General features: G+C 67.5%; 20 protein-coding genes and 1 pseudogene. 8 read left to right on the top strand and 13 right to left on the bottom strand.

Annotated elements, in window-relative coordinates:
- Positions 1 to 93: 93 nt before the first annotated feature.
- Positions 94 to 717, top strand: a complete 624-nt coding sequence (locus tag MKK62_RS12395; protein ID WP_240260802.1) for a peptidase M50 — start codon at positions 94 to 96, stop codon at positions 715 to 717.
- A gap of 118 nt (positions 718 to 835) precedes the next feature.
- Positions 836 to 1,615, top strand: a complete 780-nt coding sequence (locus MKK62_RS12390; RefSeq protein ID WP_240260803.1) for a site-2 protease family protein — start codon at positions 836 to 838, stop codon at positions 1,613 to 1,615.
- A 2-nt stretch (positions 1,616 to 1,617) separates the two neighbouring features.
- On the opposite strand, the gene MKK62_RS12385 is transcribed toward MKK62_RS12390, so the two are convergent.
- Both MKK62_RS12385 and MKK62_RS12380 read right to left on the bottom strand, forming a co-directional pair.
- Complete coding sequence (locus MKK62_RS12385; RefSeq protein ID WP_240260804.1) at positions 1,618 to 2,043, bottom strand: acyl-CoA thioesterase; 426 nt, start codon at positions 2,041 to 2,043, stop codon at positions 1,618 to 1,620.
- 20 nt (positions 2,044 to 2,063) lie between these two features.
- Entirely contained in the window at positions 2,064 to 2,663 is a 600-nt protein-coding gene (locus tag MKK62_RS12380; protein WP_240260805.1) for a TetR/AcrR family transcriptional regulator, read from the bottom strand.
- Positions 2,664 to 2,751: 88 nt separating this feature from the next.
- Here MKK62_RS12380 and MKK62_RS12375 point away from each other — a divergent pair, with 88 nt between their 5' ends.
- Positions 2,752 to 3,435: a peroxiredoxin-like family protein gene (locus MKK62_RS12375; protein ID WP_240260806.1), complete on the top strand. Its 684-nt coding sequence runs from the start codon at positions 2,752 to 2,754 to the stop codon at positions 3,433 to 3,435.
- Between the two features lie 46 nt (positions 3,436 to 3,481).
- The gene (locus MKK62_RS12370; RefSeq protein WP_240260807.1) at positions 3,482 to 4,369 is read left to right on the top strand and encodes a cation diffusion facilitator family transporter; all 888 of its coding nucleotides are present in this window, start codon (positions 3,482 to 3,484) and stop codon (positions 4,367 to 4,369) included.
- Here MKK62_RS12370 and MKK62_RS12365 read toward each other — a convergent pair.
- On the bottom strand, positions 4,366 to 4,782 hold the full coding sequence (locus tag MKK62_RS12365) for a DUF3151 domain-containing protein (RefSeq protein ID WP_240260808.1): 417 nt from the start codon (positions 4,780 to 4,782) through the stop codon (positions 4,366 to 4,368). The two genes, MKK62_RS12370 and MKK62_RS12365, sit on opposite strands and share 4 nt — an antisense overlap.
- Before the next feature lie 101 nt (positions 4,783 to 4,883).
- Between MKK62_RS12365 and MKK62_RS12360 the strand changes: the two genes are divergently transcribed.
- Positions 4,884 to 5,735 carry an Rv0361 family membrane protein gene (locus MKK62_RS12360; RefSeq protein ID WP_240260809.1) on the top strand — a complete coding sequence of 284 codons (852 nt, stop codon included), beginning with the start codon at positions 4,884 to 4,886 and terminating at the stop codon, positions 5,733 to 5,735.
- Positions 5,736 to 5,821: 86 nt separating this feature from the next.
- Here MKK62_RS12360 and fbaA read toward each other — a convergent pair whose 3' ends face one another.
- A complete protein-coding gene (fbaA, locus tag MKK62_RS12355) occupies positions 5,822 to 6,856 on the bottom strand; it encodes a class II fructose-bisphosphate aldolase (protein ID WP_240260810.1) in 1,035 nt (344 codons plus the stop codon).
- A gap of 101 nt (positions 6,857 to 6,957) precedes the next feature.
- Here fbaA and MKK62_RS12350 point away from each other — a divergent pair, with 101 nt between their 5' ends.
- Complete coding sequence (locus MKK62_RS12350; RefSeq protein WP_240260811.1) at positions 6,958 to 7,635, top strand: DedA family protein; 678 nt, start codon at positions 6,958 to 6,960, stop codon at positions 7,633 to 7,635.
- Here the strand turns inward: MKK62_RS12350 and msrB are convergent.
- The 4 genes from msrB to MKK62_RS12325 all read right to left on the bottom strand — a co-directional run bounded on the left by msrB (position 7,632) and on the right by MKK62_RS12325 (position 11,036).
- Complete coding sequence (msrB, locus tag MKK62_RS12345) at positions 7,632 to 8,129, bottom strand: peptide-methionine (R)-S-oxide reductase MsrB (RefSeq protein ID WP_240260812.1); 498 nt, start codon at positions 8,127 to 8,129, stop codon at positions 7,632 to 7,634. The two genes, MKK62_RS12350 and msrB, sit on opposite strands and share 4 nt — an antisense overlap.
- Before the next feature lie 23 nt (positions 8,130 to 8,152).
- Positions 8,153 to 9,502 (bottom strand): 3-oxoacid CoA-transferase, encoded by a 1,350-nt coding sequence (locus MKK62_RS26440; RefSeq protein ID WP_286670899.1) that lies wholly within the window; start codon positions 9,500 to 9,502, stop codon positions 8,153 to 8,155.
- The gene (locus MKK62_RS12330; RefSeq protein WP_240260813.1) at positions 9,495 to 10,625 is read right to left on the bottom strand and encodes a glycoside hydrolase family 76 protein; all 1,131 of its coding nucleotides are present in this window, start codon (positions 10,623 to 10,625) and stop codon (positions 9,495 to 9,497) included. The genes MKK62_RS26440 and MKK62_RS12330 overlap by 8 nt, the downstream gene beginning before the upstream one ends.
- Positions 10,626 to 10,742: 117 nt before the next feature.
- Positions 10,743 to 11,036: a hypothetical protein gene (locus MKK62_RS12325; protein WP_240260814.1), complete on the bottom strand. Its 294-nt coding sequence runs from the start codon at positions 11,034 to 11,036 to the stop codon at positions 10,743 to 10,745.
- A gap of 113 nt (positions 11,037 to 11,149) precedes the next feature.
- Here MKK62_RS12325 and MKK62_RS12320 point away from each other — a divergent pair.
- Positions 11,150 to 11,431 (top strand): annotated as a pseudogene (locus tag MKK62_RS12320) (nuclear transport factor 2 family protein); the annotation flags it as partial.
- 114 nt (positions 11,432 to 11,545) lie between these two features.
- On the opposite strand, the gene MKK62_RS12315 reads toward MKK62_RS12320, so the two are convergent.
- A complete protein-coding gene (locus tag MKK62_RS12315; RefSeq protein ID WP_240260815.1) occupies positions 11,546 to 14,161 on the bottom strand; it encodes a helix-turn-helix transcriptional regulator in 2,616 nt (871 codons plus the stop codon).
- A gap of 138 nt (positions 14,162 to 14,299) precedes the next feature.
- On the opposite strand from MKK62_RS12315, the gene MKK62_RS12310 reads away from it, so the two are divergent.
- On the top strand, positions 14,300 to 15,547 hold the full coding sequence (locus MKK62_RS12310; RefSeq protein WP_240260816.1) for a cytochrome P450: 1,248 nt from the start codon (positions 14,300 to 14,302) through the stop codon (positions 15,545 to 15,547).
- 128 nt (positions 15,548 to 15,675) lie between these two features.
- Here the strand turns inward: MKK62_RS12310 and MKK62_RS12305 are convergent, their stop codons facing one another.
- From MKK62_RS12305 to MKK62_RS12290, 4 genes are read right to left on the bottom strand one after another with little or no spacing between them, the layout of a single operon-like run.
- Complete coding sequence (locus tag MKK62_RS12305; RefSeq protein WP_434085060.1) at positions 15,676 to 16,332, bottom strand: TrmH family RNA methyltransferase; 657 nt, start codon at positions 16,330 to 16,332, stop codon at positions 15,676 to 15,678.
- Complete coding sequence (locus tag MKK62_RS12300) at positions 16,329 to 17,219, bottom strand: hypothetical protein (RefSeq protein WP_240260818.1); 891 nt, start codon at positions 17,217 to 17,219, stop codon at positions 16,329 to 16,331. The genes MKK62_RS12305 and MKK62_RS12300 overlap by 4 nt, the downstream gene beginning before the upstream one ends.
- A gap of 6 nt (positions 17,220 to 17,225) precedes the next feature.
- Complete coding sequence (pyrE, locus tag MKK62_RS12295) at positions 17,226 to 17,765, bottom strand: orotate phosphoribosyltransferase (RefSeq protein ID WP_240260819.1); 540 nt, start codon at positions 17,763 to 17,765, stop codon at positions 17,226 to 17,228.
- Positions 17,752 to 18,528 carry an SDR family NAD(P)-dependent oxidoreductase gene (locus tag MKK62_RS12290; RefSeq protein WP_240260820.1) on the bottom strand — a complete coding sequence of 259 codons (777 nt, stop codon included), beginning with the start codon at positions 18,526 to 18,528 and terminating at the stop codon, positions 17,752 to 17,754. Before MKK62_RS12290 ends, pyrE begins: the two co-directional genes overlap by 14 nt.
- Between the last annotated feature and the right edge of the window lie 26 nt (positions 18,529 to 18,554).

Below are 18,554 nucleotides of genomic sequence, written 5' to 3'. Positions count from 1 at the left end.
GACCCACCTTAGCTCAGGCATTTTGCGAGGAAGCGCTGAATCCCCCGCCTGGTGACGATGCGGGCCGGAACGGCCTGAGGAGGAGGCGGGCGTTTGAGAACAGACGTGGCCGTGTTGGCGTTCGACCGTCGCCTTCCGCGACCGTTGCGAGGGCTGACGGTCATCGATCCCGGTGATATCGACGGCACACGCGGATCGGCGCGACGCCTGGTCGTGGTCGGCGGGGACGCTGACCTCGCCGCCGTTTTGACCCGGCTGCTGCGCGCGGAGCTGCTGGACGTCGAGGTGGCCTACGTCCCACGCCGCCGCACGCCGGCCACTCGCGCTTATCGCCTCCCCGCCGGCTGCCGCGCCGCTCGGCGAGCACTACGCGGTTCGGCCCAGCGGCTACCGCTGATCCGCGATGAGACCGGGTCGGTGATCGTCGGGTCGGCCGTCTGGCGTCCGGCCGACGGCGCGCGGCTGCTGCACGGCGAGGCCGTCGTCGACGACGCGGTGCTCTTCGACGGCGACATCGCCGAGGCGACAGTCGAGCCGACCGCCGCACTGCCTGGCCTGCGGGCCCGAGTGACCGGTACGCGCCGCTGGTTGACCGGGCGGGCGGCGCAATTGGGCGGCACCGGATTCTCGGTCGTCCGCGACGGAGTCGCCGCGCCGCGGTCGGTGCGCCGATCGACGGTGTACCGAAACACGGAGGGCTGGTTAGCCGTCCGGTGACCCCGTCCGGTGACGATCGCCGCGAGGCGTGAGGAGCCGGCGCAGTGACCCCGTCCCGTGACGATCGCCGCGAGACGTGAGGAGCCGGCGCAGTGACCGCGTCCGGTAGTTTCGTCGCGTGAACGCCCGTGACTTGCACCGGTCGGTGCGACCGAGCCCGATCTTCTGGGCCATCGTCGGCCTGACCGTCCTCGGTGGCGGGTTGGCCTACTGGGTGGGCGACGACGTCAGCCCGCTGGCTTATGCCGGGGTGTTCACGATGGTGATCGCCGGCTGGGTGGTGTCGCTGTGCCTGCACGAGTTCGGTCACGCCTTCACGGCCTGGCGATTCGGCGACCGCGACATCGAGCTGCGTGGCTATCTGGACATGGATCCGCGGCGCTACATCAGCCCGGTGTGGTCGCTCTTGGTGCCGATCCTGATCACCGCCATCGGCGGGATCGGATTGCCGGGCGCAGCCGTCTACGTGCGGACGTCGTACATGACGGCCCGGCAACGCACGCTGGTCAGCCTGGCCGGCCCGGCCGCGAACCTGCTGCTGGCGGTGGTCCTGCTCGGGCTGACCAATCTGTTTCTCGACCCCAAGCACCCGGTGCTGTGGGCCGGGGTGGCGTTCCTGGGCTTCCTCCAGATCACCGCGCTGCTGCTGAACCTGCTGCCGATCCCCGGCCTGGACGGTTACAACGCGCTGGAGCCGCACCTGAGCCCTGAGACACAGCGTGCGCTCGCGCAGTTCAAGCCCTACGGGTTTCTGCTGCTGTTCGTGCTGCTCTTCGCTCAGCCGCTCAACCATTGGTTCTTCGAACTGGTCAACTCGTTCTTCGAACTGTCCGGGGTTTCCGGTCTGCTGTGGCAGCTCGGCGCCGGCCTCACCCAGTTCTGGCGGCACCTGTTCTGACCTCAGGCGGGCGGCTGCAGCTCCTGCAGTCGCGCGGCGGCGGCCGGGCTCAGCGACGTCGAGCGGCGAGTCTCGTCGTCGACCTGCACGATGACCGTGCGGGCGAAGGCCACGCATTGATCCCGCTGAAACAGCGCCTGAGCCAGCGTGAATGAGGTTCGGCCGACCGCTTCGACTCTCGTGCCGATCACGACTTCGCCGGGCCAGGTCAACTCGCCGCGGAAGTCGAGTTCGAGCCGGGCGATGACGAACGATTTGCCCGCTTCGACGATGCCGGTGTCGGGAGCGTAAAGCAGTTCGACCCGCCCGGTTTCCAAGGCCGTCGAAAACACCGAATTGTTCACGTGCCCTTGCCGGTCGGTGTCTGCATAGCGCAACTTGTCGAAGGTGCGCGAGGGAAACTGCGTGATTGTCGGAGCGTCGTCCATGCGGGTGTCCTTCTGTCGAATCATCGCTCGGCGGCGAATGTCGCGATGTGGTCGATAGCGGTGCTGAGCGCGATCTCCAACGGCTCGCCGTCGCGCAACGCCTGGGCAAGCAGCAGGCCACCTTGCAGCGACGTCAGCAGCGCGGTGGCCAACTTGTCGACATCGGCGCTCTTGACCAGTCCACCGCGATCACGCAGATGGCTCAGACCGCTTCGGATGGCGTCATGCCAGCGCCGATAGGCGGCGGCGACGTCTTCTCTTGCGGCGCTATCGCTTTCGGCCAGCTCACTGGCCAACGAGCCCAGCGGGCAGCCGCCGCGAAACCCGTTGCCACGTTGGATGTCCACGATGGTCGCAGCCCAGCGGCGCAGCGCCTCCAGCGAATCGAGCCCTGCCAGCATCGACTCCTGAAACCCGAGAATCGCGTCGGCCTGATATTCAACGACCGCGTGGGTGAGTGAGCGCTTGTCCGTGAAGTAGTGGTACAGCTGCGACGCGCTGACCCCGGCCGCGGCTTGGACGTCCTCGGTAGAGGTGCCCGCCACGCCGCGCTCATAGACCAACGCCGCGGCGGCGGCCAGGATGCGATCCCGGGTGAGTTGGCCCTTCCGGGTGATCATCTGACGATTCTAAGTTTTTGGAGTTGACAATCCAAAAGCAGCCGAGTTTTCTGGAGAGATCAATCCAATCCGGCGGCTGGAGACATAGATGGCGATGCGCACACCCACGATCAGCGAGCAGGCCCATGCCGTGGCCGCCGGCGCGGCAGCCAACTTTCCCGCTGACGTCGTAGCCGCCTTCACCGCCGATCAAGCGGCGCTCGAGGCGCGGGGAGTACCGCAGAATGTCGCGGCACCTGGTTCCGTGATGCCGGACGGCGAGCTGCTCGACGTTCGGGGTGCCCACACGTCGTTGACGCGGTTGCGCGGGGGACGGCCGGCGGTCGTGGTGTTCTATCGCGGGGCGTGGTGCCCCTACTGCAACATCGCGCTGCGCACCTATCAAGCCGAATTGGTTTCGGCGCTCGCTGAACGTGGATTCGAATTGATCGCGGTCAGCCCGCAAAAGCCCGAGGGCTCGCTGACATCCGCCGAATCCAATGCGCTGACGTATTCGGTGGCGTCGGATCCAGGCAACCAGATCGCCAATGCGCTGGGAATTTTGACCGAACCATCCGCCGACTCACGTGCCGGACAGCTCAAGCTGGGGCTGGACATCACGGAGGTCAATGCCGACGGCGGCAGCACCCTTCCGATGCCGACGGTGGTTGTCGTCGACGCCGCGGGCACCATCCGGTGGATCGACGTGCACCCCAACTACACCTCCCGGAGCGAGGTGGCCGACATCCTGGCAGCTGTCGACGCCATACCAGGCGATTCATCGCTTTCGTGAAAAATCCGACGAAAAGGCGTCGCCGCGCTGACCTATATTGCTGGCTATGGGCGCGGGACACGATCACGCGAGCCCGGGCACCCCGGCTCCCCGACTAGCGATCGCCACCGCGCTGCTCGGCGCATTCTTCGTCGTCGAGCTGACCACCGCGCTGCTGATCGGCTCGATCTCACTGCTGGCCGACGCCGGTCACATCCTGACCGATGTCGCGGCCACCTTCATGGGCTTGTGCGCGGTGATGCTGGCTCAGCGCGGCAGCACCTCACCGGCCCGCACCTACGGGTGGCACCGCGCCGAGGTGTTCACCGCCGTCGCCAACGCCGTCCTGCTGATCGGAGTCGCGACGCTGATCCTGCGCGAGGCGATCGGCCGGATCGGCCAGGCGCCCGACGTGCCGGGCGTTCCGATGATCGTCGTCGCGTTGACCGGGCTGGCCACCAACGCTGCGGTCGCGCTGCTGTTGCGCGCGCAGTCGTCGCACAGCCTGGCCGTCAAGGGCGCCTACATGGAGGTCATCGCCGATACGGTCGGCAGCATCGGGGTCCTGATCGCCGGGGTGGTCACCCTGACCACGCACTGGCCCTACGCCGACGTGGTGGTCGCGGTGCTCGTCGCGCTATGGGTGCTGCCACGGGCGCTGTCGCTCGCCGCGGGCGCGCTGCGCATCCTGTCCGAATCGTCGCCCCGCCACATCGACGTCGACGAGTTGCGCGCCGGGTTGGCGGCGGTCGACGGCGTGACGGAGGTGCACGATCTGCACGTCTGGACGTTGGTGCCCGGCAAGGACATGGTGACCGCGCACCTGCGCAGCTGCGACAACTCGCCGCGCGTCCTGCGCGACGCCCAGGCCGTGCTGGCCGAACGCGGGCTCGACCATGCGACCATTCAGATCGAGTTGCCGGGCGACGTGCGCGAGTGCGAGCCGGAGTTCTAACTCAGGCCCAGTTCCCGACGGGCCACCGGGTCGCAGTCGTCGAGCAGATCCAGGCACCGCGCCTGCTCGTCCGTCTCGCCGATCGCGTCGGCCGCCCGGGCCAACACGGCGACACACCGCAGGAAGCCCCGGTTGGGCTCGTGCGAGAACGGCACCGGCCCAAAACCCTTCCACCCGTTGCGGCGCAACTGGTCCAGGCCGCGGTGATAGCCGGTGCGGGCGTACGCGTAAGCAGTGATGACTTTGTCGTCGTCGATCGCGTCTTCGGCCAGTGCGGCCCATGCGACCGACGCGGAAGGATGCGCGGCCGCGACGGTCGCCGGGTCGTCACCGGCGTCCAACTGGGCCTCGGCCTCCGGGTCACCGGGCAACAGGATCGGATCGGGTCCCAGCAGATCATGCATCGGCGTCATGCGGCCATTGTGCCGTGCCGCGCTGGCTCCCCCGATACCGCCATCGGCAGGCTTGGGTCGCTAAGCTGCCATAGGTATTTCGACAAGAGGACGGCTGACCAATGCCCAATCCATCAGGGTCTGACCGCGACAACACATCGAACACCGCCGAGCGAGGCGCCGCGGGCGACCCGGTGGAATCCGACGCTGACACCGCCGTCGAACCCGTCGCCGGTGCCGACGAAAAGACAACCGAAACCCAGCGTTCCGCCGATCCCGCGACCGAGGTGATCGGTCCACCCGCACAGGAGCACCACCCGCCCGCGGCGCCGTCGCAACCCGGTGAACGTCGGTTCACTGCCCCGGGTTTCGACGCCAAGGAGACCGCGATCATCGACGCGGCCAACGAACCCGCCACCGAGGTCTTTGCGCCCGGCCGCCCACCGCTGGGCGTGCCGGGTGGCGTGAGAACGGCTACGCCACAGATGATTCCGCCGCGACTGGGTTCGAAATTCCGGCCGTCGGGGCAGCGCAGCTGGGGCTGGGTGCTGGCGCTGATCCTGATCATCCTGGCGTTGGCCGCGGTCGCGGTGCTGGGTACTGTGCTGCTGACTCGCAATAACAGAAAGGCGAGCGCGTCGCAGGAAGACCAGGTGCGCAACACGATTCAGCACTTCGACGCCGCCGTGCAGACCGGCGATCTGACCGCCCTGCGCAGCCTTACCTGCGGCAGCATGCGCGACGACTATGTCAACTACGACCAGCATGAATGGAGCGACGTCTACCACCGGGTCGCGGCGGCCAAGCAATACCCCGTCGTGGCCGACATCGACCAGGTCGTGGTGAACGGCACTCACGCCGAAGCCAACGTCACCGCGTTCATGGCGTACGCGCCGCAGACCCGCTCGACGCGCAGCTTCGACCTGCAGTACCGCGACGACCAGTGGAAAATCTGCGAATCCAGTTCTAGCTAACGGGATTTAAGCCCGCTCGAGCGTGACGTTAGCTTCACACTGGGCGTCGAACGTGAAGGTGGCTTCACAATCGAGGCCAGCCGCAGCTAGCCGGAGACCGACTTGCCGTCGCTGTGCAGGTCCTGGCACGCCTCGACCACCCGTTCGGTCATCGACCCCTCGGCCTTCTTGAGATAGCTGCGGGGGTCGTAGACCTTCTTGTTGCCGACCTCGCCGTCGACCTTGAGCACGCCGTCGTAGTTGGTGAACATGTGGGCCGCCAGCGGACGGGTAAACGCGTATTGGGTGTCGGTGTCGACGTTCATCTTCACGACGCCGTAGCGCAGCGCCTCTTCGATTTCGGACTTCGCCGAGCCGGAGCCGCCGTGGAACACGAAGTCGAACGGCTTGGCGTCATCGCCCAGACCGAGCTTGGCGGCAGCCACCTTCTGGCCCTGAGCCAGGATGTCGGGGCGCAGCTTGACGTTGCCGGGCTTGTAGACACCGTGCACATTGCCGAACGTGGCGGCCAGCAGATAGTGGCCGTGCTCGCCGTGGCCCAGCGCCTCGATGGTCTTCTCGAAGTCCTCCGGCGTGGTGTAGAGCTTGTCGTTGATCTCGGCCTCGACGCCGTCTTCCTCGCCGCCGACCACGCCGATCTCGACTTCGAGGACGATCTTGGCGGCCGCGGCCTGCTTGAGCAGCTCCTGCGCGATGTCGAGGTTTTCGTCGATCGGCACCGCCGAGCCGTCCCACATGTGCGACTGGAACAGCGGGTTCTTGCCGGCGGCCACCCGCTCGGCGGAGATCGCCAGCAGCGGGCGCACGTAGGTGTCCAACTTGTCCTTTGGACAGTGGTCGGTGTGCAGGGCCACGTTGATCGGGTATTTCGCGGCGACGACGTGGGCGAATTCGGCCAGCGCCACGGCACCGGTGACCATGTCCTTGACCCCGAGCCCGGAGCCGAATTCGGCTCCGCCAGTGGAGAACTGGATGATGCCGTCGCTGCCCGCGTCGGCGAAGCCCTTGAGGGCGGCATTGATGGATTCGGAGCCAACGCAGTTGATGGCCGGGAACGCGTACTCGTTCTTTTTGGCGCGTTGCAGCATTTCGGCGTAGACGTCCGGCGTCGCGATCGGCATGGGGTCTCCTCCTGATGAGTTGTTCCAGTATCGCAACACACCCGACGCTCTCGCAGCCCGCCCGGTGAAAGCGGGGCTCAACCGCCGGTATCTTGAAGACCGTGATCACCACGGTGGTGGCAATGCCCAACATCCTCGACCCGATGTACTGGATCGGCCCACAGGGCCTGTTCGCGTCGGCGGTACTGCCGACGATCCTGGGCATCGTCTTCGTGGAAACCGGATTGCTGTTCCCCCTGCTGCCCGGCGAGTCATTGCTGTTCACCGGTGGTCTACTGGCCGCTCACGGCACCCTCGACATCTGGGTGCTGGCGCCGGCGGTGGCGCTGACCGCGATCGCCGGAGACCAGACCGGCTACTTCATCGGCCGCCGGATCGGGCCCGCGCTGTTCAAGAAGGAAGACTCGCGCTTCTTCAAGCAGCACCACGTCACCGAGTCGCACGCGTTCTTCGAGAAATACGGGCCTGCGGCGATCATCCTGGCCCGGTTCATGCCCTTCGTGCGGACGTTCACACCCGTGGTGGCCGGCGTGTCCTATATGCGCTACCCCGTCTACCTGGCGTTCGACGTGGTCGGCGGCATCCTGTGGGGTGGCGGCGTGACGACCGCGGGCTACTTCCTAGGCAATATCCCGTTTATCCACCAGAACCTGGAAAAGATCGTCCTGGCGATCCTGTTCGTGTCGATGATTCCGGCGTTCGTTGCCACCGGCCGGGCGTATTTGCGGCGCAAGAGGGCGGCCAAGAAGGACGACGAAAAAGTGACCGTCGGCGATTAGGCGGCGGTAAAGCCCATCGCGACGCCGTTCATGCAGTAGCGCAGCCCGGTCGGCGGCGGTCCGTCGTCGAAAACATGGCCGAGGTGCCCCCCGCAGCGGCTACACAACACTTCGGTGCGCGACATGCCCATCGTGCTGTCCTGCCGTTCGATGACGGCGTTGTCGATGGCCTTGTAGAAGCTCGGCCAGCCGGTGCCGCTGTCGAACTTGGTCGTCGACGAGAACAGCGCCTGCCCGCATCCGGCGCACCCGAACGTGCCGGACCGGTGCTCGTCGTTGAGCTGGCTGCTGTAGGGCCGTTCGGTGCCGGCGTTGCGAAGCACCTCGTAGGCCGCCGGTGACAGCAGGCGGCGCCACTCGTCGTCAGTGTGGTTCACCTCGAACGTCTTGGCCGGCCCGTTCGGCGCCCCCGTCGCAGTGAACGCGCTGATCGCGCCCGCACCGGCAAGCACACCGAATGCGGCGCCGAATAGGACATTGCGTCGGGTAGTCATTCCTCCACGATACGGTTGCGCGCTCAGACGGCTACCGTGAAATCGCATCCGGTCTTGGCCCGGACGTCGGCGACGGTGACGCCGGGGTGCAACTCGACCAGCGTCAGGCCGCGCTCGGGTACGACCTCGAAGACACACAGGTCGGTGATGATCATGTCCACTACGGCCTTGCCGGTGATCGGCAGCGTGCACTGCTTGAGGATTTTCGGGCTGCCGTCCTTGGCGGTGTGGTCCATCACGACGATCACGCGTTTGACGCCGGACACCAAATCCATTGCGCCGCCCGGCCCCTTGACCATCTTGCCGGGCACCATCCAGTTGGCCAGGTCACCGTTTTCGGCGACCTCGAGGCCGCCCAGGATGGACAGGTCGATGTGGCCGCCGCGGATCATCGCGAAGGAGTCGGCGCTGCTGAAGAAGCTCGACCCGGGCAGGCTGGTGACGGTCTGTTTGCCCGCGTTGACGAGGTCGGGGTCGACGGCGTCCTCGGACGGGTACGCACCGATGCCGAGCAGCCCGTTCTCGGACTGCAGGGTGACCGTGATGTCGTCGGGAATGTAGTTGGCCACCAACGTCGGAATGCCGATACCGAGGTTGACGTAGTAGCCGTCGCGCAGTTCCTTGGCAGCACGCCGGGCCATCACTTCACGAATCGGGCTGTCTTTCTTGGCCGTAGCGCCACCGCTGGTGGTGCGGAACTCGATGCGCTTCTCGTAGCCGGGGCCCTCGATGATGCGGTCGATGTAGATACCGGGGGTGTGGACCTGGTCGGGGTCCAGTTCGCCGACCTCGACGAGTTCCTCGACCTCGGCGATGGTCACCGCGCCACAGGTGGCGATCATCGGGTTGAAGTTGCGGGCCGTCTTGCGATAGATCAGGTTGCCCGCTTTGTCTCCCTTCCACGCCTTGACGATCGCCACGTCGGCCCGAATGCCTTCTTCCAGAACGTATTCCGTGCCGTCGAAGACGCGGGTGTCCTTACCTTCGGCGAGGTTGGTGCCGAACGCCGTGCGGGTGTAGAAGCCGGGAATGCCCGCGCCGCCGGCGCGCAACTTCTCCGCCAGCGTGCCCTGCGGGGTCAGCACCAGGTCGAGTTCACCGGCCAGCACCTGGCGCTCGAACTCCTTGTTCTCGCCGACGTAGGAGGCGATCACTTTGGTCACCTGCCGCGCCTTGAGCAGCAGACCCATCCCGAAATCGTCGACGCCGGCGTTGTTCCCGACGATGGTCAGGTCCTTGACGCCGCTGTCCACCAGGGCCCGGATCAGGTTCTCGGGAATCCCGCACAGGCCGAAACCGCCTGCGGCAATCGTGATCCCGTCCTTCAACAGGCCGTGCAGCGCCGACTCGGCGTCGGCGTGGACTTTACTCATTGCTGGTCCCTTCGTTTTCTCCGGCGACGGTCACGGCGTGCGCGGCCTCCATCAGCATCCAACCGGACAGCTGAACCGACAGGTCACGCTCGGGGATTTCGGACTCGTTGACGGCGCCGGCCACGAACTGGGCCTGCTCACCCGCGGCCGTCGGCAGGTCGGCAGGTCGATCCCAGAACGGCCCGAACAACGGAAGCCCCTGCACGGTCTGGCGGTTGTCCCACGCCGACTGGGCCGAGGTGAGCACGATATGGCGGGCGGTGTCGCGCGCCTTGACGTCGTCGGGGCTATCGCCGGGCAAGGTGGTGACGACCAGCGCCAGGTAGCGGGCGGTGATGCCGGAGAACAGCCCGCCGTCACCGCCGCCCGCGCCGCGGATCACCCCGCCCGACGCCATGTGCTCGTCGAGCGCGGCGACCAGGCGATGCACCCTGGGGGCGTGCCGGTCGTCGCGGGTGCGGGCGGCCAATTCGGTCTCCAGGCCGAGCACCACGCCCTGGCAGTAGGTGTATTGCGCGCGCACCAACGAGCCCGCCTTGATGCCGTCGAACACCAGGTGCGTCTCGGGATCGATCAGCGTTTCGTCGATCCAGTCGGCCATCTGCTGGGCTCGCCGCAATCGGTCGCCGTAGCGCGCCAGGAAGATTCCGGCCGGCCCGTTGGCCGGGGCGTTGAAGAACTGGTCCTGCTTGCGCCACGGGATGCCGCCGCCGTCCTCGGGCACCCACGCGTTGACCAGTTGATCGTTGAGCTTGCGTAGGGCGCGCTCGCGATCGACGCCCGCGATGCGCGCCGCCCGTTCCAGCGACAGGGCCAGCCACGCCATGTCGTCGTAGTAGTTGTTGACCCAGGATCCGTTGTTGCGCAGCCGGTGTGCGCGGATCTGTCGCTCGATTTTGACGCGCCGCTCAGGCTGCGGGTCACGCTGCTGCGCGTCGACCAGGCAGTCCAGCAGGTGCGCCTGCCACCAGTAGTGCCAGCCGCCGAACCATTTGTCGCGGCGGGTGGCGGGCCAGCCCACGACACCCAGTTGGGTGCCGGGCAGCCCCCACAGTTTCTTCAGATGCCGATCAGCGACAGCGGCCTCCGCGCTGACCGCCCGGTTGACCCAGACCCGATCCATGATTGCTGATCCTGCCCTATGGACCAGGCGCGCCGGCGGGCATCCTTCCGGGAATTCCCGGTCCCGGAAGAATGCCCGCCGAGGGAGCGAGTCGTCAGCCGAGCGATCCGTGCGGTGTCACAGACGCTGCATTTCGCGCGCCATGCAGGCACCTTCCAAGAACGCGTAGTGCTTGGGGTACTCGCGCCGGGCGCCACGGTCGTCACGCGCCGGCGCGGCCAACGAACGCCGGACGGCGACAAGCAGCCCGTGCGTGGCGCCGATCCACCGGCGCCGGGCCGGCGGTCGTCCCTGCAGGGCGATCGCCGTGGCGAGCGCGACCTCGTGCTCACTGATCAGGACGGGTGCCGGGGAGACCAGGCGCTCCTGGGCCTCGTCGGGGGTGATGACGGCCGGGTTGTCGGTGACCATTTCAATCCTCCGTGCTGCGATCCGTTACTGGAATCGTCAATCGCGGGGGATCAGTCGACGTCAGTGGCGCGGTACTGATATTCCGCCGCGTTGCGGCGTGATACCACCTACAGATGGACAGCAGCCGGATGCAGGGGCTGGTCGACAGGCACATGGCAGCCGAGAATTGCGGCGATCTCGACGGCGCGGTGGCCGTGTACACCGACGACATCGAGCACGACGTCGTCGGGTTTCCCGGCAGCCCCAGTCGTGGCAAGCCCGCGGCACGCGACTTCTATGCCTACCTCACGGCCAACTTCCGCAGCGAGGGCTGGGATGTGCTGCGGCAGTTCTTCGCCGCCGACGCGATGGTCCTCGAACAGCTCATGACCGGCACCGTCATCGGGTCACTGCTCGGACTTCCCGGCAACGGACGACGGATCAGTTTCGGCGATGATGCATGTGTTCGAGTTTCGCGACGGCCTGATCAGCCGGGAGAACATCTGGCTGGACGCGGCCGCGGTGACGGCTCAGCTGAGCTGATGCGAGCCATGACGGAGTCGCGGCAACAGCGCCGCCAGCTCGTCGCGGTTGGGCGTGCCGGTCTTGGCCATCGCCTTGTAGATGTGGCTCTCGACCGTCCGGACCGACAGCGTCAGCCGCTGCGCTATGTCGCGGTTCGACAAACCTTCTCCGATGAGCATCACGATTTCACGCTCACGGTCGGTGAACGGCAGCCGTTCGACAGCCTTGCGCAGCGTCGGGGTCCGGGCGCCGCCGCATTGCTCCGCCAACGCCTCGGCGCGTGCCGAGCAACCCAGCGCCGACCCGCGCCGATCGTGATGCCGGTAGGTGATCGCCGCGTGCGCGGCCGCATCGACGGCGGCGACCAGGTCGCCCAGCCTCTCGAATTCGGCTGATACGGCAGATAATTCGGCAGCATCGCCGTCGTGCAACGCTTCGGCGAACCGGGCCGCGACGGCGGCTCGCGGACCTTCGACGAGCGTGGCAAGCTCCCGCAACCGTGGCCCGCAGGACCGATCGCCGAACTGCGTGGCGGTCTGCAGGCACATCACTTCGGGAGCCAATTGCCCATTGCCTCTTGCTGTTTCGGCGGCGGCCAGGGACAGTGCGATTGCCTCGCTGACAGCACCCTGACCGCCCGCCACCCACGCCCTCGCGATCGCGTGCTCGTAGTCGAGATAACGCCAGCCCGGATGGCGTCGCGCTTCGAGGTCGCCGAGGCAGGCGGCCGCCTCGCCGACGTCGCCGCGCATGGCAAGCGCCGTCGTGAGCGCCAGACGGCAGCGGTAACTCCAGTCGTTCGAAGTGTGAACCTTGTCCATGGCCTGGCTGAGTTGGGCGACCGCGGCGTCGACTCGCCCAGCACCCAACGCCGCCCTGCCCACCGCCAGCGTGCCCACCTGGAAAAACTGAAAGGCGCGGAACTCAATTTGGCGCTGTCGGATAGTCTCCGCCGGCTCACCCGCGTCGAGGATCCGGCCTGCGAGAAGCAGCGCGCCGATGTGGGCGTCGGTGATGATGACGAACGAGCGTATCGGGACGGGGTAACCGGCCTGAGCCGCGGCGACGGCCTCGGCGGTGCGGCCCACTTCGCCCAGCGCGACGGCGAGCGCCCAGGCGGTAACGCGCTGGGCGACGAGGTCGGGCAGCTCGTTCCATGTGAATGTCTCCGCCGCCTCGATGGCCGCGTGTGGCTTGCCCATCGCCGCCCAGTAGACCGTGAGGAATGCGTCGATACAGCTGCGGGCCCGTGGTCCCGCGTGGTGTGCCGCTTCGTCGATGAGCGTTTTCGCGCCGTCTGGATCGGCCAGTGTGAACAGTCGGTTGGTGGATCGCAGAAAGGCCGCCCGCCCGTACATCGTCTCGGCCAGCTCGCCGGTTTGCATCTCGGCGAGCAGCGCATCAGCATCCTGGCCACGACCAGTGCAGGAAAAGGCGTACGCGCGAATGAGTTTCGCGTCGGCCGCACCTCCCGCGCGAATTGCGGCTGCCGCGAACCGATCGGCCAGCGGGAATTCCCACAACCAGACGGCGCCACGGGCCGCCCGCACCAGGAGATCGGGGTCGGGATCGAGATCGGAGTCCAGGCTCAGCGTGGCGCGCCGGACCACGAGCCGCATGTCGTCACGATCATCCGGCACGGCGAGCTCGGTGGCCACCTGGCCGCGCAACCGCCGCAACCGGGTGGCGGCGGCTCGCTTTCGCCGCACCTGCCCGTAGAGCGGGTGAGCCAATCGCACTTCGACCCGATCGCCGACCTGGTCGAGAGCGATGAGACCGCGGATGTCGGCCTGCTCGACCGCATCCGCGGTGGTGATCCGGCTCAGCGCCGCGAGTTCGATGGGCTCGCCGACCGCCAGGGCGTCGATCACGTCGCCGACCGCGCTGGGCAGGCCCCCGATGCGTCCCTCGATCAGCTCGACCAGGTTGGGCGGCAGCACCGGATCGCCGTCCCAGAACCAGCATCCGTCGCGCGAGACGATTCGACCGTCGCCGAGCTCCTGCTCGACGATGTTGCGCAGGTATAGCGGATTTCCCTGCGTCAGCATCCACAGTCGCTCGGCGGCCTGCCGCTCCACCGGGCCGCCCAATGCCGCCGAGACCAGAGCAGTCGTCTCGGCTTGCGACAGCGGTTGCAAGTCGAGGCGGTCGAGTTCGCCACGGTCCCACAACTCGCGCACCCCGGGCGGGATCGACTCACCCTCTCGAATGGTGAGCACCACCTTTGCGCTACGACGCTGAATGATCTGGTGCACAACGAACGTCGACAAATCGTCGAGCAGCGTCGCGTCGTCGACCCCGAGGACAACCCCGGCGCCGGGAGCCGAGGACGTCAGCGCTGCGATCGCGCGACGGACCAATTCGAGGTTGTCCTTCTCGGCGGGCTCAGCCCAGGCCGCCAGCGCGCCCAGCGGAATCGACCGGGCCGACGACGTACCGATGACCCAGCGGGTCTCATGCCCCCTCGAGGCCGCGGAATTCAGGGCCTCGCGCGCGACCCGGCTTTTACCCACGCCGGCCGCCCCGCACAGCACGATCCCGGACGAGTCCGAGTCGAACACAGCGGCTTCGATGAGTCGCTGTTCGTGTGAGCGGCCGGTCAGCGGCCAGGTCAACCGCACGCGTACAGACTAGAAGCGCTCATCCCGCGGTGCGCCGAAAGAGCAGTATCCGTCTACTGACCTGTCCCAGCCGCAGCGGAGAAACGATGACGTCGCGGTCGGCAACCGCCACGCCCACGTCCAACGCGAGGAGCCGTCATGAGCATCGACACTGTCCCCATCCGCAGTTGCCCGAGTGTCTTCGACGCGGGCCTTCCGATCCTGACCTACGAGCAGCTAACCGACCCCGCCGAGGCGCATCGGCTGATCGCGCGGGCTCGGGAGCGTGCGCCGATCGCCATCGGCGCCCACGGCCCCGAAATCCTGAGTTACGACCTGGTTCACAGCGTGCTGCGCGATCCACGGTTCCGCATGCCGAACGGAGTGTTCCTGACCGGCCAGGGCATTACTTCCGGCCCGATCTGGGACCGGGTCACCGCGAGTCTGCTCAGCCTCGACGGAGCCCCGCATCACCGCCTGCGTCGGCTGGTCTCAAAGGCCTTCACGCCGCGCGCGACCGCACGGCTACGCTCGACCGTCGTCAACGTGATCTCCGATCTTGTTGAGCCGCATACGAACTCCGGGCACTGTGACGTGGTGGCTGATATCGCGCGTCAATACCCGATCCCTGTCATCTGCGCGCTACTCGGCGCGCCCGCGGCGGATTGGAAGCTGTTCTCGGATTGGACCGACGACATCTTCAAGGCGTTCAGCTGGAACGTCGCGGAAGAGGCCGACGCGATCCTGGCGGCGTGGGAGGCGGTCGACGACTATGTCGACACGATGGTCGCCGATCGCCGCGCGGCGCTGACCGACGACCTGATCTCGGAGCTGATCCGCGCCGAGCACGAGGGCGATCACCTCGACGCCGACGAGCTGCGCATGCTGGTCGTGGGCTTGCTGATCGCCGGCACCGATACGACACGCAACCAGCTCGCGGCCTCGATTCAGGCCCTCAGCGACCACCCCGACCAGTGGGAACTGCTGAGCCGGCACCCCGAGCTGGCCGTCGCCGCCGTCGAGGAGACCATGCGGCACTCCCCGATCGTCTGGGGCACCCTGCGCGTGGCTCTCGAGGACGTCGAGCTCGCCGGGGTCACGATCCCGGCCGGAACGCTGGTCTTTCCCAACACCGCGTCGGCGAATCGGGATCCCGCCGTCTACGACCATCCCGAGCGGCTCGACATCACCCGCACGGATGCACCAGCGATGCAGACGTTCGGCGCGGGCATCCACTACTGCCTGGGCGCCAACCTTGCGCGCCTCGAACTCGCCGAGGCGCTGACGGTGATGACGCGTCGCATGCCCAATGCGCGCCAAGCCGGACCGGCGCCGTGGAAGCCGTTGGCCGCGCTGACCGGGCCGTTGACCCTGCCCATCGAATTCGATTGCGCCGCAAAGGGTTAAAGCACGTCCAGAAGCGGACATCCCTCCGATAGTCCCGGTCTCGGGAGGATGCCCGCCGCTGTTGAGACTCAACTGTAAAGAGCGGGGGTGGCGCGCCGATACAGGGATTTCCCTATTGTTTGGTCGCGCTACCAGGCCTTGCGCAGGTCCCCGTGCTGACAGATCCAGGTGTGCATCGCGATGCCGGCGGCGACCGCGACGTTGATGCTGCGGGTCGACCCGAACTGCGCGATCGAGACGGTCAGCGCGGCACCGTCGCGGGCGTCGTCGCTGATGCCGGGGCCTTCCTGGCCGAACAGCAGCAGGCAGTCCCGCGGCAGCGTGGCCTGCTCCAGCCGTGCCGCGCCCGGCACGATGTCGACCGCGACCACTGTGAGTCCCGCGCTGGCGGCGAAGCCCAGCAACCCCGCGGTGTCGTCGTGGTGCATCAGCCGCTGGTAACGGTCGGTGACCATGGCGCCGCGCCGATTCCACCGCCGCCGGCCGACGATGTGCACCGTGTCGACGGCGAATGCATTGGCGGCCCGCACCACCCCGCCGATGTTGGCGTCTTGTCCGAAGTTCTCGATTGCGACGTGCAACGGGTGCCGGCGCTGGTCTATGTCGGCGACGATCGCCTCACGCGTCCAGTAGCGGTAGGCGTCGACGACGTTGCGGGCATCGCCTTCGCGCAGCAGCTCCGGGTCATAACGGGGGTCGTCGGGAAGATCCCCCTGCCACGGGCCGACGCCGGGCACCGGGACGCTCCACTCCGTGGGGCCCGCACCCGCCTCGCCGTCGGTCACCGAAGAGTCCATACCGCGGCGTGGGTGGCGATGATCGCGACCGTCGCGTAGAGCAGCGCCTCGTTGAGATCGCCTTGGGTGCACAGCGATGCGTTGACATGCACGGCGTCCAGCGATGCCTCGGGCAGGACGAGCACCGAGGACCCGTAGGTTTCACAGGCGGGGCTGAGGCCGGGCGGCGGCAACGTCGGCGTGGCCAGCAGCATCATCGGGCCCCCTCGGCCGGCCGAGTCGTCGCGGTATTTGGCTGCGACGGTGTCGGCCTGTAGACCGAGCAGCATGTAGCCGCTACCGGTGAAGGCGGCCGGATCGCCGAGCGATTGCTGGTTCAGCGGAGTGCCGTCGGCCCGCCACGCCGCGATGCTGGTGCTTCGGACCACCAGCCCGGTGTCGCTCTGTTTGGTCGGCAGCACGCCGACCGGGAATGCCGCCGGATAGGCGGCCGCGGTGTCGGCAATGCGGTCGCGAGGCGAATAGAGGTAAACGCCGCGAACCGCGGACCGGTCTTTCAACGGACCCAGGCAGACAGTGCCGGTCATCCGGCTGCCGCCGGGTGCGGAAAGCGATTGCACAACAAGATTTTTCACACCGTCGCAGCTGCCGATACCGGCGGCCTCCATGGGGTGGGCCAGCGCGCCGTACAGCCCGAAGCGGATGTCGCGCGGATCTGCGTGCGGTTTCGCCGCGTCCGCCGGGGCGGCGTCGACGTCGACCAGCACGTCGTCTTCTTGCCAGCGCAGGTTCGATATCGAGATGCTCCACCCCAGCACGGCCAGCGACTCGCCCAGTTTGGCGCTTCGGGCACCGTACACCTGTTGAGGGGCAGTAGAATTCGAGCACGAGCAGAGCAGCGCCGCTGCCGCGATGATCGCGATGACCGTGCGCACGCCTGCCTAACTCAGCCCGAGGTCCGCCAGCCCCAGCACGCTGCGGTACGGAAAACCCTCGGCCTCAATGGCTTCGGCGGCGCCGGTGGCCCGGTCGACGACTGTGGCAACCCCGACCACCTCGGCGCCGGCGTCGAGCACCGCCCGCACCGCGGTGAGCGCCGAGCCGCCGGTGGTGCTGGTGTCCTCGACCACCAGCACCCGCCGGCCGGTGATGTCGGGGCCTTCGATAAGACGTTGCATACCATGGGTTTTCACCGATTTACGGACCACGAACGCATCGATCGGCCGGCCAGGCGCGTGCATGACGGCGGTCGCGACCGGGTCGGCCCCGAGGGTCAGTCCGCCGACAGCGGCGTAGTCCCAGTCTTCGGTGAGGTCGCGGACCAGTGCGCCGATCAGCGGCGCGGCACGGTGGTGCAGGGTGGCCCGGCGCAGGTCGACGTAGTAGTCGGCCTCCTTGCCGGACGACAGCGTGACACGGCCGTGCACGACCGCCAATTCGCGCACCAGCTCGGCTAATTCGCGTTTGTCAGGTGCGGCCACGGCCCCGCCCGAACACACTCGTCACGGCGCGCGACAGTGTTCGCGGCACCATCCGGGTCACGGTGGTGATCGCCTTGTACTGCAGCCCGGGAATGATCAACATGTTGCCGCGCGCGACCTCGGCCAGAGTTTCGCGGACCACGTCGTCGACCTCGAGCCACATGAACGACGGCAGCGAAGTCATGTCGATGCCGGCGCGGTCGTGGAACTCGGTGTGCACGTAGCCCGGGCAGACCACGTGGATCCCCACGCCGGTACCCCGCAGCCCGACGGCCAGGCCCTCGGTGAACGAGACCACCCACGCCTTGGAGGCCGAGTAGGTCGACCCGCGGCCCGACAGCAGGCCCGCCACGCTGGAGACGTTGATGACCGTGCCGGCGCCGTTGTCGATCATCGGCGGCAAGGCGGCCCGGGTCAGCTGCATGATCGCGGTGACGTTGACGTCCAGTTGGCGCTGTAGCAGCGCCGGGTCGGCGGTCCAGAATTCACCGGAGGTGCCCAGGCCGGCGTTGTTCACCAGCACGTCGACGCCTTGGGCCAGCCGGGCGGCGACCTTGTCGCGGTCGGCGGCGTCAGCGAGGTCGGCAGGCAGGACTTCGACGTCCCGGCCGCCCTCGTCGGACAGCTCGGCGGCCAGCGCAGTGAGGCGATCCGCGTTGCGGGCGACCAAGACGAGGTCGTAGCCGTCGGCGGCATAGCGTCGCGCAAAGCCTTCGCCAATACCAGCAGTGGGCCCGGTGATCAGGGCGACGGGGCGAGGCACCGCGTCAGTGTACTTAGCGCCCGTCC

Source organism: Mycobacterium paraterrae (genome assembly GCF_022430545.2).
Lineage (GTDB): Bacteria > Actinomycetota > Actinomycetes > Mycobacteriales > Mycobacteriaceae > Mycobacterium > Mycobacterium paraterrae.
The sequence above is the reverse complement of the archived record's forward strand: the minus strand, read 5'-3'. Positions and strand labels throughout refer to the sequence as shown.

Excerpts from the sequence above, each read along its gene's own strand:
- MKK62_RS12385 (WP_240260804.1), bottom strand. The coding sequence starts at position 2,043 with ATGGACGACGCTCCGACAATCACGCAGTTTCCCTCGCGCACCTTCGAC.
- MKK62_RS12380 (WP_240260805.1), bottom strand. The coding sequence starts at position 2,663 with ATGATCACCCGGAAGGGCCAACTCACCCGGGATCGCATCCTGGCCGCC.
- MKK62_RS12375 (WP_240260806.1), top strand. The coding sequence starts at position 2,752 with ATGGCGATGCGCACACCCACGATCAGCGAGCAGGCCCATGCCGTGGCC.
- MKK62_RS12370 (WP_240260807.1), top strand. The coding sequence starts at position 3,482 with ATGGGCGCGGGACACGATCACGCGAGCCCGGGCACCCCGGCTCCCCGA.
- MKK62_RS12365 (WP_240260808.1), bottom strand. The coding sequence starts at position 4,782 with ATGACGCCGATGCATGATCTGCTGGGACCCGATCCGATCCTGTTGCCC.
- MKK62_RS12360 (WP_240260809.1), top strand. The coding sequence starts at position 4,884 with ATGCCCAATCCATCAGGGTCTGACCGCGACAACACATCGAACACCGCC.
- fbaA (WP_240260810.1), bottom strand. The coding sequence starts at position 6,856 with ATGCCGATCGCGACGCCGGACGTCTACGCCGAAATGCTGCAACGCGCC.
- msrB (WP_240260812.1), bottom strand. The coding sequence starts at position 8,129 with ATGACTACCCGACGCAATGTCCTATTCGGCGCCGCATTCGGTGTGCTT.
- MKK62_RS26440 (WP_286670899.1), bottom strand. The coding sequence starts at position 9,502 with ATGAGTAAAGTCCACGCCGACGCCGAGTCGGCGCTGCACGGCCTGTTG.
- MKK62_RS12330 (WP_240260813.1), bottom strand. The coding sequence starts at position 10,625 with ATGGATCGGGTCTGGGTCAACCGGGCGGTCAGCGCGGAGGCCGCTGTC.
- MKK62_RS12325 (WP_240260814.1), bottom strand. The coding sequence starts at position 11,036 with ATGGTCACCGACAACCCGGCCGTCATCACCCCCGACGAGGCCCAGGAG.
- MKK62_RS12310 (WP_240260816.1), top strand. The coding sequence starts at position 14,300 with ATGAGCATCGACACTGTCCCCATCCGCAGTTGCCCGAGTGTCTTCGAC.